Raw genomic sequence first — 15178 nt, 5'->3', positions numbered from 1 at the left:
TAAATCATTACAGTTGCAATAAATCGGGATCACCTTAAAGTAGTACAATTTGTATAAATCCTACTGTAAATACAGTTTGTTTAAAGGGGAGTGGAATAATGCTCAAGCCGCTACAGGATGTCATATTCGCATCTGAAAAAAGGAAGAATGTACTTCTATTATTAAATGACGGACCCCAGAAAATGGAAGTGATTTTGAACCATCTCGATACCACACGACAGGGAATGCTTCCCCAGATAAGGACTCTGGAAAAACATAAACTTGTTACGGGATCGAACGACACTTACAGGCTAACCACTATTGGAAAACTAGTAGTCGATGAGATGCTTCATTTATTAAATACACTTGAGGTTCTTGATAGTGATCTGAATTACTGGGGAAACCATAATCTCGATTTTGTTCCTGCTTATCTCCTAAAGAGATTACATGAACTGGGAACCTGCAGCAGAATAGAGGTCCCGTTTCCCGAAATGTTCGATGAGGACGAGCATTTCATTGAAGAAGCAAAAAGAACCAAATACATTAAAAATATCACCACTTTCCTGTTTCCTAATTTCAAGAAAACATTTTCAGAGCTGTTAGAAAATTGTGTTGAAATTTCGGTAATAATCACCGAAGAACTCTATGAAAAACTTATGCAGGAAAACGCCGATGACTTTGATTACTTACTGCACAAACCCAACATAAGTTTTTATATTTACCCCGAAAAATACAATTTCCTGTCTATTTCACTCACTGACCATGCTGTCATGTTAAGGTTGCTGACAGATGAAGGTAAATATGACAATAAGAGATTCATTTGTTCCAGTGAGGATGCCCGTAAGTGGGGATGGGATCTTTTTGAATACTACCGGGAAAATTCCAGACGCATAGAGAGAACTTAAATATATCTTTTTTAAATTTAGTCCATTCGACTATCTTTAATCCTCTTCCAGTATCTGAAAGTCCTGTTGATCAGAATAACAAACAGGATACTTAGCAAAACTGCGGCCATATCGTCCAGGACAATTCCAAATCCCCCGTGAAGGTTTTCAACCCGGTGGATACCAAAGATCTCATAGTAGTCAAGTAAGCTGAAAAGTATGAAGCCTGTGACTACATCCACCAGGCTGACCGCGGGTATTATCAGAAAAGCCGCCGCCACGAATTCATCAATGACGATGTACGGAGGATCTCCTCCACTTATTGCAACTGCGTTTTCAGATATTGCTATTGCCAGAAAGACCTGCAGGATGAGAACATAATGCCAGTATTTGCTATGTGATCTCAACCACCAGCCCCAGCCAGCACCAAGAACCGAAGCTATTCCGGCTGCAAAAGGCAGCCATCCAATACCTGCCAGTGATGCTATGAAGATTGACATATCGCTCATGATATACCGATTTATATTTTAGGAACCATCACTTTACTTTTATCAATTTATTCTATGTTCTGTTATTATATTGTACTTTGTGGCTCACAACCGCTAAATACAAGCATCTCAATATAAAATATTGGAGAGTATCGAAATTGTTTTCATCCACAGTAATCCTGGTATTCAGTCTGGTGATATTCGCAGCCATCCACAGTTTCCTGGCAAGCCTGCCATTTAAGCGCTTCCTGATGCGAATTTTAGGGTCAAGGGCAGACCAGTTGTATATGCCGGCATTCAGTCTCATTGCAGTGATAACAATAATACCTGTGATTTATGTCCTTTACAAAAACCCGGGACCAATACTCTACATCGTACCTGCTCCCTGGCGCTGGCTCATGGTAGGAGGACAACTTATTGCGGCACTGGTTGCTCCCAGGGCTTTGCTGGATGCACCACACCGATTCAGGATACGCGGACAACTGGCAGGGCCACATACCCGGGAAGCAGGTAAGCTGGATATCAAAGGTATATATCGCTGGGTTAGGGATCCCTTCCTGCTTTCAGGTCTGGTTATCATCTGGCTCACACCATTTATGACCGTCAATCTGCTTATAATCTACATTCTGACAACCATATACCTCTACCTTGGATCCCTGCACTGGGAGAGCAGACTTGTGGCGCAGTTCGGTGATGAGTACCGTGAGTACCAGGAACATGTACATCGATTCATCCCGCGTTTGAATCCCATTTAAGATCATACGGATGGAACAATATTATAGAGGATAATACCTGAAAACAGGATATCCGCATTCAGGCAGATGGTGTTGTGATCATATCGACAAAGTCAATTAATCCATGATATTTCGAATCATAGGAAGATTCAAAGATCTCCACATCGGGATTTATCTGGCCAAGCACCTCTCTGAGAGACGTTACCTTATCAGGGGTTGCATGGTCAGTATTTACAAAAACTATATCTGATTCTTTAATCTGGTTGCTGACCACTCTCGGAATTAGCGTAGCATCGATTTCCAGACTGTTCATATCGAAAATATGGATTACAGGCGATAAGGATACATCCGGAAACCTGTAATTTTCAAGACCTTCTTTTACTTCAAAAGGCATTGAATTAAATGGAAGCTCAATGACCATATAATCAAAAGGCCCCTGTTCATTCATATTCTCAATTTCAGCGATAAGATCAAAAAGGAAACTGCAGGAGACACAGCTGCTTATCTTTTCCCTTATAATAAGCCCGGGTTTACCAACATCAGTTTTCCCATCCTTGTTTTCAAGATGTTCAGTGATCAGTAAAGCAACCTTATTTCCCCGTGAAACAAATTCTTTAGCAATTGAGATCACAGTATTTTCCTTTTCCAGACCCTTAAAGCCACCTGCCAGGATTATATTCACAAAAAACCTCTGAGTTTATGTTGAATCGTTCGCATATAAACTTATTGAAACTCTCACAACCAGTTTAAATTAGAATAAAAACACAGTTAGACAGGATTTAAAATGATTTGGGAATAATAAGAATAATTAAACGTGAAAAGTAAAAAAGAAGGAAGATCAAAAAGATCTTCCTGACATATAATTTAATTTAATTTAAACCCGTTAAAAGAATTAAGCAAGTTCGCCAAATGCGAATTTGCGCATAACCTTGTTAACTTTGATTGTGACTTCATCGCCGACCTGTGTGTTTGGTACGAAGATGACAAAGCCGCTTACTCTTGCGATTCCGTCGCCTTCTCTTGCGATATCTTCAATTGTCACGTCATAGGTTTCTCCAGCTTCTACTGGTGCATCTGATTGCATGTTATCAAACAAATATTTCATCTCCATTTAATATACGCTTAAAAGCAATTAACACGATCCAAAACATAAGAAAAAACAGTAATAACAAATTCAGTAATACTATCTACCCTATAATTTATCAAACGTAATTTTGCTTCTTAAAGCAGTTCTATATTTGAAGTGATAACGTATAAATCTAACCCCTGCAATCACTCTTTTTTTAAGTCTGGGAATACAGATAGCCATATCAGAGATAAAACATCACTTTTTAACCAACTTATTTAAATAAGATAATACCGGTAATTGACATCCGTATAACAGCGAGAACCATGCCAGGTAATATACTGATACAAAATATCTTACATCTTAGCGGAGGGAGCCATCATATGAAACTTGAGATCATGGACAGAAGATCAAGATTTGAGGATTTTGAAAACGAATACCGGGATTCAAAAGCATATCTTCGCAGGGCAAGGCAGTTCCTCAAAGACGGGCAGGACCACAGTATCGTATTCAACGTGGCTTCACTTGCACTGGAAAGGTATCTTGTAGCTTTGTGCTATCTCCACGACATGGAACCATACAACCACAACTATAGCTGTCTCATGGATACAGTGGAAATGTTTATGAAGGTACCAGCAGAGCTGAATAAGGAGATACGATCCCTTGATCAGATATTCGATATCTGCTCACTCGACCATTATTACCATGCTGAGCCAGATATAACGGACATGGAACGGGTCCTGTCCATGTGTGATGCAGTGGAAGAATTATTCGACCAGACAAAGATCGAATCAATTAGAAGCTCCCTTGCACCATAAAAGGAATCTAATCAGATCTTTTCGGACTTATTCTTTACAGTATAATGTATGGTCTGGGCAACAACCCTGCCATGTTCTATCACAAAGGAATCCGTCCCGTCATCCACATAACGGTTTCCACCTTCTCCCTTCCACTCTAAAAAAGCAACATTCCCTTCAACCAGCTTATTAGTATATTCGAACTTTGCGTCCGGCAATTCCTCGTTCAGAAGTTCAGCTAGATATGTTATCCCGTCATAGCCTGAGAATTTGCCTTTGGTCGTCAGGATTATGCAATCCTCTGAATAATTCTTTTTCATATCATCTTTATAGTTCAGTTCTTTTGCAAGACGCAGGTGGTCTTCAAAAACCTCTTCTGTTGAACGATTTGATCGGTTCAAGTTAATCCCCCATATAGTATCGGAAGCAGTGTATAAAAGGGGTTGTGAACCTGAGAGAAATATAATTGAATCTTCCTATTTAAAAAAAGATCATGTATATTAATTCATGTTTTTTTTCAGTACTAATTGAAAGTAAAGCCTCTTGCTATCCTGTTATCATTTTTTTCGACAACAGGCTTATTGCATATCATTTCTTAAACTTATATGGGGGTTTGATAATGAAAAGACAATGGACAGTCTTTTTAGTGCTTGCAAGTGCCCTTTTGGGAATGGGACTTGCTGCAGCCCAGGTATCTGATTTACAATTGGACATAATCAATGAAACTAATGAAACAGACAATGTAACTATAGAGAACATCACAGAACAGGAGATACTGATCAGTCAGGAGGACGGCGGAGACGTACGCTGGCTATTACCAGGTCCCAGAGAACTTGATCCTGAACTATTCGGAACTCCGGATTCACCGCTTGGCTTTGAAGAGGGCATAGGTGTTCCTGTTGAAGCCAGAAACGTGAATGAGAACGGAACTGCCTTTACCAACACATCGGTCAACACTCCTTTCTCGGACGAGTACGAACAGGTTAACGGTACTTACGAAGCCCGTATGGTAGATATAACCAAAGTAGATAATCCCGACTCAAATGATACAGCTGAGGCGGAATTCATATTCACCGATCCTACCGGAGAGAATGAATATAGAGTAGTTCTGATCGATATAATTCCTGTAGGAGTGGACCATTCATTTGGTGGCGGAGTCATTATTGACGGTTACCTACATGGTAAATCATCGATTGGATCCCGCATGATACCAACGGCTTATACATATGGTGCATTGTGGGGTGTCGGAGAACTGTACATAAACGGTGAGCTGGTAAGTGATAATCGCGTTGTCCATATCATGGCAACCGAGCAGCTAAGAACAACAGATGAAGAATTCAGACTGCTCTTTGACAACGAACTGCCTCATGAAGGAATACACACACATATCGTATTACCTGACCTTGTAGTCACTGAAGAAGGACCTGTGCAGGAACCTGTACCAACAGGTTACATGCTGCCTGACGGAACTGAGCAGCCATTCATGCATGTACTGTTCGAGGACACGGAGATCCAGGGACTGGATGTTCTGGAATAATCAGATATCTGCTAATTTAACTCAATGCTGAGGTGTTTCACACCTCATTTGGTTTTTTATTAATTCTTCTTTTGAGAAATTATCCTAGAAAAAAGCTACAGGCTATCTCCAAATATTTGAATTGTATTGTAGACAAGTTATTTATGCTCTCTAGCTGACCATATAATGGGAGATGGGAGCATAAGTGTCCAAGCCAGATAGTTCTTCATTCAGGGAACTTGAAAACGTCTGGATTACAATGCCTGATGGCTGTAACCTTACGGCAAAGATATGGTTACCGGAAAATGCTGAAAAGGATCCGGTTCCGGCTATCCTGGAGTATATCCCTTATAGAAAAAGGGATTTCAAGGCAATTCGTGATTCCCGGATGCACAGATATTTTGCACAGCAGGGTTACGCATGCCTCCGTGTGGATCTCAGAGGTAGCGGGGATTCTGAAGGTATTCTGAAGGACGAGTATCTTCCTACTGAATTAAAAGATGGTGTGGATGTCCTGAAATGGATAGCTGCACAGCCCTGGTGTGATGGAAACATTGGAATGATGGGGATCTCATGGGGTGGTTTTAACGCACTCCAGATAGCAGCAATGGATCCACCTGAATTAAAAGCTGTGATTACTGTAAGCTCCTCGGACGAGAGATATACCGATGACGTTCATTACATGGGCGGGTGTATGCTCACAGACAACCTTTCCTGGGCTTCGAATATGTTTTCTTATAATTCTATCCCGCCGGACCCTGCCATAGTTGGGGAACGCTGGAAGGATATGTGGCTGGAAAGACTTGAAGGAAGCGATCTGTGGTTGAAAAAATGGCTTGAACACCAGCACCGGGATGATTACTGGAAACATGCTTCAATAGCCGAGGATTACGGAGCGATCAAATGCCCTGTTTTTGCTGTCAGTGGCTGGGCAGACGGTTATTCAAATACGGTATTTCGCCTTCTGGAACATCTGGACGTACCAGTAAAGGGTCTGATAGGAGGCTGGGGACATAAGTATCCACATTTAGGAGATCCATGTCATTCAATAGATTTTCTGAACGAGTCTGTAAAATGGTGGGATCACTGGCTCAAAGGTGTGGATACCGGACAGGACAATGAGCCGGCAATCCGTGTGTGGATGCAGGATAGTGTCTCACCCCTGATAGCAAAACGCCCCGGGCGCTGGGTGGCAGAAGAGAAATGGCCGTCCCGGCGTATTGAAATGAAAGAATTCATCCTTTCACCAGGCAGGATCAACTTCGAACCCGTAAATACCGTGAAAGAGGAAATGCGTATAATAAGCCCTTTGAGTGTCGGTCTTTTTGCCGGGAAATGGTATTCCTATTCGGAATCAACGGACAGGCCACACGATCAGACAGAAGAGGACGGAGGTGCGCTTGTTTTTGATAGTCCGGAGCTTGAGGAGGATATCGAGATATTTGGTGCTCCGGAGATTGAACTTGAACTCAGTTCAGACAAAGCTATTGCTATGATAGCTGTTCGTCTCAATGACATGTGCAAAGAAGGCACATCCACCAGAGTTAGCTACGGGCTTCTGAACCTTACACACAGGAATGGTCACGAGAATCCTCAAAAACTGGATGAGGGATATTTTTACAGAATAAGATTACAGATGAATTACGTGGCCCAGTGTTTTCCTGCCGGTAACAGGATACGTGTTTCGATTTCTACCTCTTACTGGCCTTTTGCCTGGCCAAGTCCCGAACCATTTACTCTGAGCATAAAGTCGGGAGGAAAACTGTTCCTCCCCATCAGGCCTCGTGACGACAGGGACGAAAAGCTTCCGGAGATGGGATCACCAATGATGGCTGAACCGGTTCCAACCACACTTCTTGCACCTGCAAAAAGGGAATGGACTGTGACACACAATCTTTCAAGCAATGAAGTGAAACAGAAGATCATCAATAACGATTCCAGGATACATCTTGATGACATAGATCTGGAACTAAAGAAGGATACGACTGAAGTATACTCCTATTTCAATAACAATTACGACACTGTAAGGGGGGAGGTCAATACTATCCGCAGTCTGAAGCGTGGAGATTGGCATGCAATAAGTATCACCAGAACCGTCCTGACGTCCACCCGGACACACTTTCGCATCCGGGCCATACTGGATGCATATGAAGGGGACACACGTTTTTTCAGCAAGAGCTGGGATGAGACCATTCCCCGTGATATGATATAGGTGAAACTATGAAACAGAATGTGTTTGTTGTGGGAATGGACCGGTTCAACCTCGAAAAACTACGGAGACTTCCTGAAGCAGAAGAATGTGATTTTCATGCTGCTCTTTATATCGATGAGATCAGGAACGTGTCACGATACGATATGGATGCATTGATCGCTACTGCAGAACAACGGATAAAGGAAACTCCCGGAGGTATCCATGCTGTTGTCAGCTACTTTGATTTTCCTGCCACCGATCTTGTACCCATAATTGCCAAAACCTTCGGGATTCCGGGGCCGGATCTGGAAAGTATGCTCAAATGCCAGCATAAGTACTGGAGCCGGCTTGCACAGCAACAGGTTATTCCCGATCACATCCCGGCATTTCATGCATTTGACCCTGCAGACGATGATCCCTTTGCCTCCATCGGGATGAAGTTCCCTTTCTGGATCAAGCCCTTCAGGTCATTCCGGTCTTTCCTGGCATTCAGAATAACCAACAAGGAACAGTTTAGCAAGCATATCCGCAAAATACGTGAAAATATCCGTTTCATCCACGAACCCTTTATTTACCTGTTGAAAAAATATGACATGCCGCCTGAGATCGCATATATGAAAGAAAGCTGCCTTGCCGAGAAACCACTCTATGGCCATCAGTGTACGCTTGAAGGTTATGTATTCGACGGTGATGTGGTCATCTATGGTATTGTCGATTCGATCCGCGACCGTCACTTCTCCTCGTTTTCACGTTACGAATATCCCTCTTCCCTCCCGGATGATGTACAGAACCGGATGGCCGGGGTTTGCCGGCGGGTTATCAGGCATATAGAACTTGATTATTCGGTGTTCAATGTGGAATTCTTCTACGATCAATCCCGTGACGAGGTAAATCTGCTGGAGATCAATCCCAGGATATCCCAGTCCCATGCGGATCTTTTCGAGAAAGTACACGGAGTTTCCCACCACCGTGTCATGCTACAGATAGCCATGGGCCGAAAACCTGATCCGCTCGGAAAGCACGGTGAGTTCGATTATGCCGCAAAGTTCATGCACCGAACTTTCGAGCCCGGTAAAGTAACAAAGGTTCCCTCCGGTGAGGAAATCGCATCAATCGCAGATGAAATGCCGGGAACCATAATCAAGCCACGTGTCAGTGAAGGACAGCAACTCTCGGAGCTACAGATACAGGACAGCTACAGCTACGAACTTGAGGATATCTTCATCGGTGCAGACAGCCGCAACGAGCTTGTTGATAAATATCATCGTGTACTTGAAAAGATCTCCTTTTCCATTGAAAGGTGAACACTGATTTGACTCAAACCAAAACATTTATGCATAAACTCTTTTAAATTATATACCCTGCACTGCAAACTTATTATTTTGTTCGTTCTGAACCGAACAGAATATATTTAATGACTCCAAGTAACTATAAGGAGTATTCACTATAATGAGTGAAGAATGGAAGAATCAGATCAAAAATCAAATTAATACTTTAGAACAGCTCGAAGAAATAATCAACGTAACAGACAGTGAAAGAGAAGCTATTGAAACCCTCAATACACGCTGGGGTACCACACCTTATTTTGCTTCTCTTATGGATAAGGATGATCCGAACTGTCCTGTCAGAAAACAGGTCGTTCCTTCCCTCAATGAAAAACATAATGAGTACGGAATGAAGGACTATCTGGTCTGGAAAGAGAACCGTGCCACCGAAGAGGTGCGCCCTGACAGTATCGCCAGACAGTATAAGGACAGGGTTGCTTTTACCGTACTGCAACAGTGTGGGATCTATTGTAGGCATTGTTTCAGGAAGGAACTTGTAGTGGACGACGACCTGAAACTCGATTTCAATGTTGATGCAGGAATCGAATGGATACGTGAGCATCCTGAGGTAAGGGATGTGCTCGTTACAGGAGGAGATCCGCTTCTGCTATCTGACGAGCAGCTTGAGTATCTCATTGACAGTCTCAGATCCATCCCGCATGTGGAAATGATCCGTATCGGTTCACGTCTGCCTATTGTGCTTCCACACAGGATCACCGACAAACTGAAAGAAATACTCGGTGGTTATCATGAAGTACCCATATGGCTGAACACACAGTGTAATCATCCGAAGGAGATCACGGACAAAACCAGACGTGCTGTTTACGACCTTGTTACTTCAGGAGTGAACGTAGGGAATCAGGCAGTGCTTCTGAAAGGTATCAATGACGATGCACTTGTCATGCGTGAGCTGCACCAGAAACTGTTAAGTGCAAGGATAAGACCCTACTACATCTTCTACTGTGAACCCGCGCCTGGCATCGATCACTTCCGGACTCCCGTTGAAAAGGGAGCAGAACTGATCCGTGACGGGCTGAGAGGTCACACGACAGGACTTGCACAGCCCATGTACGTGATAGCAACAAATGTGGGCAAGATACCTCTGATGCCCGATTACTATATTATGGGTAAGGACGAGGAAAAATACACCCTGAGAAACCATCGGGGAGAGCTGACAGAAATACCCAACATCCCGGAATGATTTCCGGGATTTCATCATAATACCTGTTATTCAGGAATCAATTTTCATTTCTTGCACACAGAAAAAAACGAATCCCATGACCGGAATGAAATGAATTTTTTATATGATGCACATTTAATAAATTAGCATAGCAGTTAGAATATTCAGAACAAAGAAATTACAATAAATAGTGGGATATAATGTCAGTAAAAGAAAATGTAACTCAGATCCTTAAGGAAATCGGAGATGTAACACTTGTCTGCGTTAGTAAGACAGTTGAACCCGAAAGGATAAACGAATCCATAAAAGCCGGAGCTACGATCATAGGCGAGAACAGGATTCAGGAGTTCGAGGAAAAGGCTGAGGACATACTCCCATGTGAAAAACACTTCATAGGACATCTCCAGACCAATAAGGTGAAAAATGCAGTCCAGTATTTTGATCTCATCCAGTCGGCGGACTCCCTGAAAGTGATACGGGAAATTGACAAGAGGGCTGAAGAGACAGGAAAGATACAGGATATACTGCTGCAGGTCAATATCGGCGATGAACCGCAGAAGTACGGCCTTGGGCTTGATGAGATCGAATCTGTTATGCAGGAGATACCTTCGTTTGATAAAGTGCGAGTCAGGGGACTTATGTGTATCCCTCCTTTTGTGCCGCCGGAGCAGGCACGACATTATTTCAGAAAAATGAAAGTCCTTTTTGATGAAATTAAGGAAGAATATACAAACGGCGATAACATTGACATGAAGGAACTGTCCATGGGAATGTCAAATGACTACATGGTAGCCATTGAAGAAGGAGCTACGATGGTACGTGTGGGTTCTGCTATATTCGGCGAAAGAGATTAACAGACGTGAATTCCGTGTATATTTGACAGGGATTTCATTCCAGTCTCTTTTTTTCAAATGATCTCTCCAGTTTTCCGCGTGAAAATGCTGTTCCATGGCCCGGATAAAATATCCGGCAACCGGTTTTTAGAAGTCTTTCCCAGCTTTCCATCAATGTCTTTCTGTCATTGGCAAAGGGCGGATATACACTGCTTCCCGGAATTGCATTGAAAAGCGTATCCCCGACAAATGCAGATTCATTATTGATAATCACGCAAACAGAACCTGCAGTATGACCCGGTGTGGGGATTATCTTTACGGAATATCCGGGTGCTACAAGTTCACACTCTCCGTCAATCAGTATATCGGCATTTACGGGAGTATATTGTGCCTTCTCAGAAAGAAACAGACCTCCGATGCGGTTGATCACCTTTGAACATATCATTGTGCCTTCAGGAAAAGGTGTACAACCCCTGGCCAAGAAATCTCCTTCATACCTGTGAGCAAGGACAGTTGCCCTGCTCTTTTCCCTGATTTCGGCAAGTGCTCCCACATGCTTATAATGGGAGTGGGTGATAATGATCATATCAATATCGGGAAAATCAAGTTCCGCTTTTTTCAAGACTTCTTCCAGGTGAGGGATCTTTCCTTTATTTCCGGCATCGATCAGCAATGTATACTCTCTGCCTGACACCAGATACGCATTAGATGACCCATTCTTACAGGTATCACACGATACAGTTCAATCTCACCCATACATTTATTCCTGCCAGAAAATAAAATAAAATAAAATAAAATAAAATAAAAAAAGAGAAATGAGAAGTTAACCAGAAATCAGGTCGCACTGGTGTTCGTTTCCTGTACGCCCTCTGCTAACTGGTTAAGTACTTCTTCCATCTGATCTATCTCTTCTCCGTAAGCTGCCCAGTCACCTTCTCTGAGATTCTCCTGAGCCCTGTTATAGTGGTCAAGTGCCTCCTGAGCAAGATTGCGTGTGGCAGTGGATACCTCGATCACTTCACCATCTTCCTGGACGATAGTGCCGCCTGCAAGCATCTGGAGGGACTCTTCAAGGGTCTCGCCCATGATGACCCTCTGGCCTGAGGATGCCACGACCCGCCTGAGTTCCGGGATCTCGGACTCTTCAGCACTTATGAAGATAGGTTCTGTGTACAATATGGAATTGCCTATGGGTACCACCAGCAGGTTACCCCTGATCACCCTTGAGCCGGTCTGACCCCAGAGGGTAAGCTGCTCGGAAATGTCAGGATCCTGGTCTATTCTGGATTCTATCTGGGTAGGACCATAGATCAGTTCACCCTTTGGCAGCTCATAATGCTTGATCTCACCATAATATGGTTCATCACATCTTGCAGCGATCCAGGCGATCATATTTTCCCTGTTGCGGGGTGTGAAAGGTTGCAGCAGGACATATTCAAGTTCTCCTCCGTTGGGGAGTTCCGTTATCATATAATACGGTTCCATATCAATGCTGCCTCCCCTGTAGACCTCTCTCGGAATCTCCCATGCATCTTCCTTGTTGTAGAATGTCTCGGGACTTGTCATATGATAGTTCTGGTACAGATCCATCTGAACCCTGAAGAAATCCTTCGGATAACGTATATGCTCCTGAAGTCCCGGAGGCATTTCACTGAAGGGTTTGAACAGTTCAGGGAAGATATTCGAATAGGTATCAACCACAGGTTCGTCTTCCATGACATAGAAATCCACGCTACCTTCATAGGAATCAATAACAACCTTCACGGAATTCCTGATATAGTTAATGTCATTGAAATTTGTTCCAGAGTAGGTTTCTGAGTAAGGATAATTCTCAGCGGTCGTATAGGCATCAATTATCCAGTAGACCTTACCTTCATAGACCACAGGATACGGGTCACTGTCGTATTCAAGGAATGGAGCTATGGTCTGCGTCCTTTCCATGATCTGCTGGCGATACATCAGACGTGCGTTATCGTTCATGTACTCACTCAGGACGAACTTGGGTTCGCTGAAAGTATATGCAAATAGCAGTCTCTTTATGAACGAATCCAGAACTATTCCACTTGTACCTTCATACTGAGTAAAGACATTCTGTCCTCCGCTCGGGTAATCGAATTCAGCTTTTCCTGAATCCGCTATCTTGTAATCGTTTGTGATCTCTCCGTAGTAGATACGCGGATTGGAGACATTGAATTCTCCCACAGGAGGAATGTCACGCAGAACAAATACCGGCCGGCCGTCGTCTGTCTTGGTACTTACAGGATTCATCACAACACCGAATCCATGGGTATACACAAGACGTTCGTTTACCCAGGTCCTGGCCTCAGGTGCGAGCTGAGTGGTATCCAGTTCCCTTGCCGATATCATATACTGCCTGTATCCATCCTCGGTGTGATAGCGGTCGGTGTCCACATTATCAAACGTGTAATAGGTCCTGATCTGCTGAAGCTGCCGATAGGTCTGCTCAAGGGCGCGCCGGTCCCATATTCTAATGTTTTCCGTCACCTCGCTGTTATTCTCCAGTTCAGATAGTGTCAGGTCCGAATTCACATCAAAGGAGCGTTCCTCTATGTCTGATAAGCCAAAGGCCATCCTAGTGTAGTTGATATTGTACTCAAGGTAAGGTTCCTCAAGCTGGAACTCCGTGGGTTCCACCCTGAATTGCTGGTATACATTCGGTACGAATGAACTTGCCAGGAAGAACACCACGATCAGCACAACACCGATAACCGGGATCTTGATATTCTTGAGTTTCACATTTGCCAGCAGGGCTACTGCTGTGAGTAGTGAGAGTATCGTCAGTATGTTTAATATCGGTAGCCTTATATGCACATCTGTATAACCCGCTCCGGCTACCACTCCCTGCTGGGAGAACAATATATCATACCTGTCAAGGAAAAATCCAAAGGCAATCAATGCAAGCAGCAAAGCAAGCAGTGCGGATAGGTGAATGAGAACCTTTGCAGGCAGCTTTTCAAGGACTTCGCCTGCACTCGGACCACTTTTCAGGCTATAAAAGTCTTCATCGTCTGCTGCACTAGAGCTCTCGTCCTGAAATACAGGTTCAAGCCTGTATATGTAAAGAACAAGGACCAGTACAAGAGATATAATGGTCAGTCCGAACAGCACACCCCTGATCATATGAAGGAACGGAAGCTCGAATACGTAGAACCCTATATCATTCATAAGGATGGGGTCCTCTATTCCGAAAGAAGTGCCGTTCAGGTATAGCAGAATGGTTCTCCAGTTGCCACTGAAGATCAGACCAAAGAAGGCCGAAAAAGCTGCGATACCGATTAAAACGGAGAGATTATCTATTTTTTCATAAGGAATGTTTTTCTCAGCAAGTATCTTGCTTATAGAATCCCTTGCGATCTTTGCATTCAGATAAAGAAATACGAACGCAATTATAAAACCGGGTATTATTGTGAGCAGTCTCCACTGTAATATTGTGGTGAAAACGGATGTATATCCGATCATCTCAAACCACAGATAGTCCGTGTATATTCCAATGAGACTTCCCATACCTAAAAATAATACCAGTATTAAGAGGAAAAGTATTTTTGTAGCTTTCATAATAACAACTAACCCTGAAGAACCTGGAAATATTTCTAAATCCAATATAGGATATAAGTTACGGTTCAATAAATCCTTTTGCCATAAGCGGGGTTTCCGTATAAGGATCTCCTTTAGATTGGATCTATGTACATATTAGTATTTTCCAAAAGACTTATACTATCAAAAGTCCATATGAGGGTGGTGGTAAAAATGATACATGAAGAAAGAAGTAAATTATCAGAAAAGACACTGGACCTCAAGAGAGCAATCGACTCACTCAAAGAGGAACTTGAAGCAGTAGACTGGTATAACCAGAGAGCTGATGCATGTACCGATGAGAATCTGAAAAAGATACTGATCCACAACGCGAATGAAGAAAAAGAACATGCTGCCATGCTTATCGAGTGGATAAGACAGCATGATGAGAATTTTGCAGACGAACTTAAAGACTATCTTTTCAGCGAAGAAGAAGACATAGCAAGTCTTGAAGACTGAAACTGACACTTCTTCTTTTTTTTAATAAACGATAGTTTCAGCTCAGCAACACTTTTTTTAATACAAGCAGACAATAATTGGCCGGATATACCAACCGGAAGAGTTTAACGTATGTATTGTGAATTTCACACA

14 protein-coding genes and 1 pseudogene are annotated in these 15178 nt (G+C 43.0%); 9 read left to right on the top strand and 6 right to left on the bottom strand.

Annotated elements, in window-relative coordinates; all coding sequences use genetic code 11:
* Window positions 1–98: 98 nt before the first annotated feature.
* The gene (locus HWN40_RS06445; RefSeq protein WP_176964968.1) at window positions 99–884 is read left to right on the top strand and encodes a helix-turn-helix transcriptional regulator; all 786 of its coding nucleotides are present in this window, start codon (window positions 99–101) and stop codon (window positions 882–884) included.
* Between the two features lie 17 nt (window positions 885–901).
* Here the strand turns inward: HWN40_RS06445 and HWN40_RS06440 are convergent, their stop codons facing one another.
* A complete protein-coding gene (locus HWN40_RS06440; RefSeq protein ID WP_176964967.1) occupies window positions 902–1372 on the bottom strand; it encodes a phosphatidylglycerophosphatase A in 471 nt (156 codons plus the stop codon).
* Window positions 1373–1509: 137 nt separating this feature from the next.
* Here HWN40_RS06440 and HWN40_RS06435 point away from each other — a divergent pair, with 137 nt between their 5' ends.
* Window positions 1510–2106, top strand: coding sequence for a methyltransferase family protein (locus HWN40_RS06435; RefSeq protein ID WP_176964966.1), 597 nt, complete (start codon window positions 1510–1512; stop codon window positions 2104–2106).
* A gap of 58 nt (window positions 2107–2164) precedes the next feature.
* Here the strand turns inward: HWN40_RS06435 and HWN40_RS06430 are convergent, their stop codons facing one another.
* On the bottom strand, window positions 2165–2767 hold the full coding sequence (locus HWN40_RS06430) for a GTP-binding protein (protein ID WP_176964965.1): 603 nt from the start codon (window positions 2765–2767) through the stop codon (window positions 2165–2167).
* Window positions 2768–2977: 210 nt separating this feature from the next.
* Window positions 2978–3169 carry a TRAM domain-containing RNA chaperone gene (locus HWN40_RS06425; protein ID WP_176964964.1) on the bottom strand — a complete coding sequence of 64 codons (192 nt, stop codon included), beginning with the start codon at window positions 3167–3169 and terminating at the stop codon, window positions 2978–2980.
* Window positions 3170–3534: 365 nt separating this feature from the next.
* On the opposite strand from HWN40_RS06425, the gene HWN40_RS06420 reads away from it, so the two are divergent.
* On the top strand, window positions 3535–3969 hold the full coding sequence (locus HWN40_RS06420) for a HEPN domain-containing protein (RefSeq protein WP_218165492.1): 435 nt from the start codon (window positions 3535–3537) through the stop codon (window positions 3967–3969).
* Window positions 3970–3980: 11 nt separating this feature from the next.
* Here HWN40_RS06420 and HWN40_RS06415 read toward each other — a convergent pair whose 3' ends face one another.
* Complete coding sequence (locus tag HWN40_RS06415) at window positions 3981–4349, bottom strand: nuclear transport factor 2 family protein (RefSeq protein ID WP_218165491.1); 369 nt, start codon at window positions 4347–4349, stop codon at window positions 3981–3983.
* Between the two features lie 218 nt (window positions 4350–4567).
* Between HWN40_RS06415 and HWN40_RS06410 the strand changes: the two genes are divergently transcribed.
* The 5 genes from HWN40_RS06410 to HWN40_RS06390 all read left to right on the top strand — a co-directional run bounded on the left by HWN40_RS06410 (window position 4568) and on the right by HWN40_RS06390 (window position 11014).
* Window positions 4568–5485, top strand: a complete 918-nt coding sequence (locus HWN40_RS06410; RefSeq protein WP_176964963.1) for a hypothetical protein — start codon at window positions 4568–4570, stop codon at window positions 5483–5485.
* 184 nt (window positions 5486–5669) lie between these two features.
* Window positions 5670–7676 carry a CocE/NonD family hydrolase gene (locus HWN40_RS06405; RefSeq protein ID WP_176964962.1) on the top strand — a complete coding sequence of 669 codons (2007 nt, stop codon included), beginning with the start codon at window positions 5670–5672 and terminating at the stop codon, window positions 7674–7676.
* An 8-nt stretch (window positions 7677–7684) separates the two neighbouring features.
* Complete coding sequence (locus HWN40_RS06400) at window positions 7685–8959, top strand: ATP-grasp domain-containing protein (protein WP_176964961.1); 1275 nt, start codon at window positions 7685–7687, stop codon at window positions 8957–8959.
* Window positions 8960–9104: 145 nt separating this feature from the next.
* Window positions 9105–10181, top strand: a complete 1077-nt coding sequence (locus HWN40_RS06395; protein WP_176964960.1) for a KamA family radical SAM protein — start codon at window positions 9105–9107, stop codon at window positions 10179–10181.
* A 179-nt stretch (window positions 10182–10360) separates the two neighbouring features.
* Entirely contained in the window at window positions 10361–11014 is a 654-nt protein-coding gene (locus HWN40_RS06390) for a YggS family pyridoxal phosphate-dependent enzyme (protein WP_176964959.1), read from the top strand.
* Between the two features lie 34 nt (window positions 11015–11048).
* Here the strand turns inward: HWN40_RS06390 and HWN40_RS06385 are convergent.
* Window positions 11049–11702 (bottom strand): annotated as a pseudogene (locus tag HWN40_RS06385) (MBL fold metallo-hydrolase); the annotation flags it as partial.
* 125 nt (window positions 11703–11827) lie between these two features.
* Window positions 11828–14569, bottom strand: a complete 2742-nt coding sequence (locus tag HWN40_RS06380; RefSeq protein ID WP_176964957.1) for a UPF0182 family membrane protein — start codon at window positions 14567–14569, stop codon at window positions 11828–11830.
* A gap of 192 nt (window positions 14570–14761) precedes the next feature.
* Here HWN40_RS06380 and HWN40_RS06375 point away from each other — a divergent pair, with 192 nt between their 5' ends.
* Complete coding sequence (locus HWN40_RS06375; protein ID WP_176964956.1) at window positions 14762–15046, top strand: ferritin family protein; 285 nt, start codon at window positions 14762–14764, stop codon at window positions 15044–15046.
* Window positions 15047–15178 lie beyond the last annotated feature (132 nt).

Origin of the sequence: Methanolobus zinderi (genome assembly GCF_013388255.1) — an archaeon.
Classification (GTDB): Archaea; Halobacteriota; Methanosarcinia; order Methanosarcinales; family Methanosarcinaceae; genus Methanolobus; species Methanolobus zinderi.
The sequence above is the reverse complement of the archived record's forward strand: the minus strand, read 5'-3'. Positions and strand labels throughout refer to the sequence as shown.

Bases quoted from the DNA above. Each gene is read 5' to 3' on its own strand.
- HWN40_RS06380 (WP_176964957.1), bottom strand. From the start codon at position 14,569: ATGAAAGCTACAAAAATACTTTTCCTCTTAATACTGGTATTATTTTTA.
- HWN40_RS06375 (WP_176964956.1), top strand. From the start codon at position 14,762: ATGATACATGAAGAAAGAAGTAAATTATCAGAAAAGACACTGGACCTC.
- HWN40_RS06440 (WP_176964967.1), bottom strand. From the start codon at position 1,372: ATGAGCGATATGTCAATCTTCATAGCATCACTGGCAGGTATTGGATGG.
- HWN40_RS06425 (WP_176964964.1), bottom strand. From the start codon at position 3,169: ATGCAATCAGATGCACCAGTAGAAGCTGGAGAAACCTATGACGTGACA.
- HWN40_RS06400 (WP_176964961.1), top strand. From the start codon at position 7,685: ATGAAACAGAATGTGTTTGTTGTGGGAATGGACCGGTTCAACCTCGAA.
- HWN40_RS06410 (WP_176964963.1), top strand. From the start codon at position 4,568: ATGAAAAGACAATGGACAGTCTTTTTAGTGCTTGCAAGTGCCCTTTTG.
- HWN40_RS06395 (WP_176964960.1), top strand. From the start codon at position 9,105: ATGAGTGAAGAATGGAAGAATCAGATCAAAAATCAAATTAATACTTTA.
- HWN40_RS06420 (WP_218165492.1), top strand. From the start codon at position 3,535: ATGAAACTTGAGATCATGGACAGAAGATCAAGATTTGAGGATTTTGAA.
- HWN40_RS06445 (WP_176964968.1), top strand. From the start codon at position 99: ATGCTCAAGCCGCTACAGGATGTCATATTCGCATCTGAAAAAAGGAAG.
- HWN40_RS06390 (WP_176964959.1), top strand. From the start codon at position 10,361: ATGTCAGTAAAAGAAAATGTAACTCAGATCCTTAAGGAAATCGGAGAT.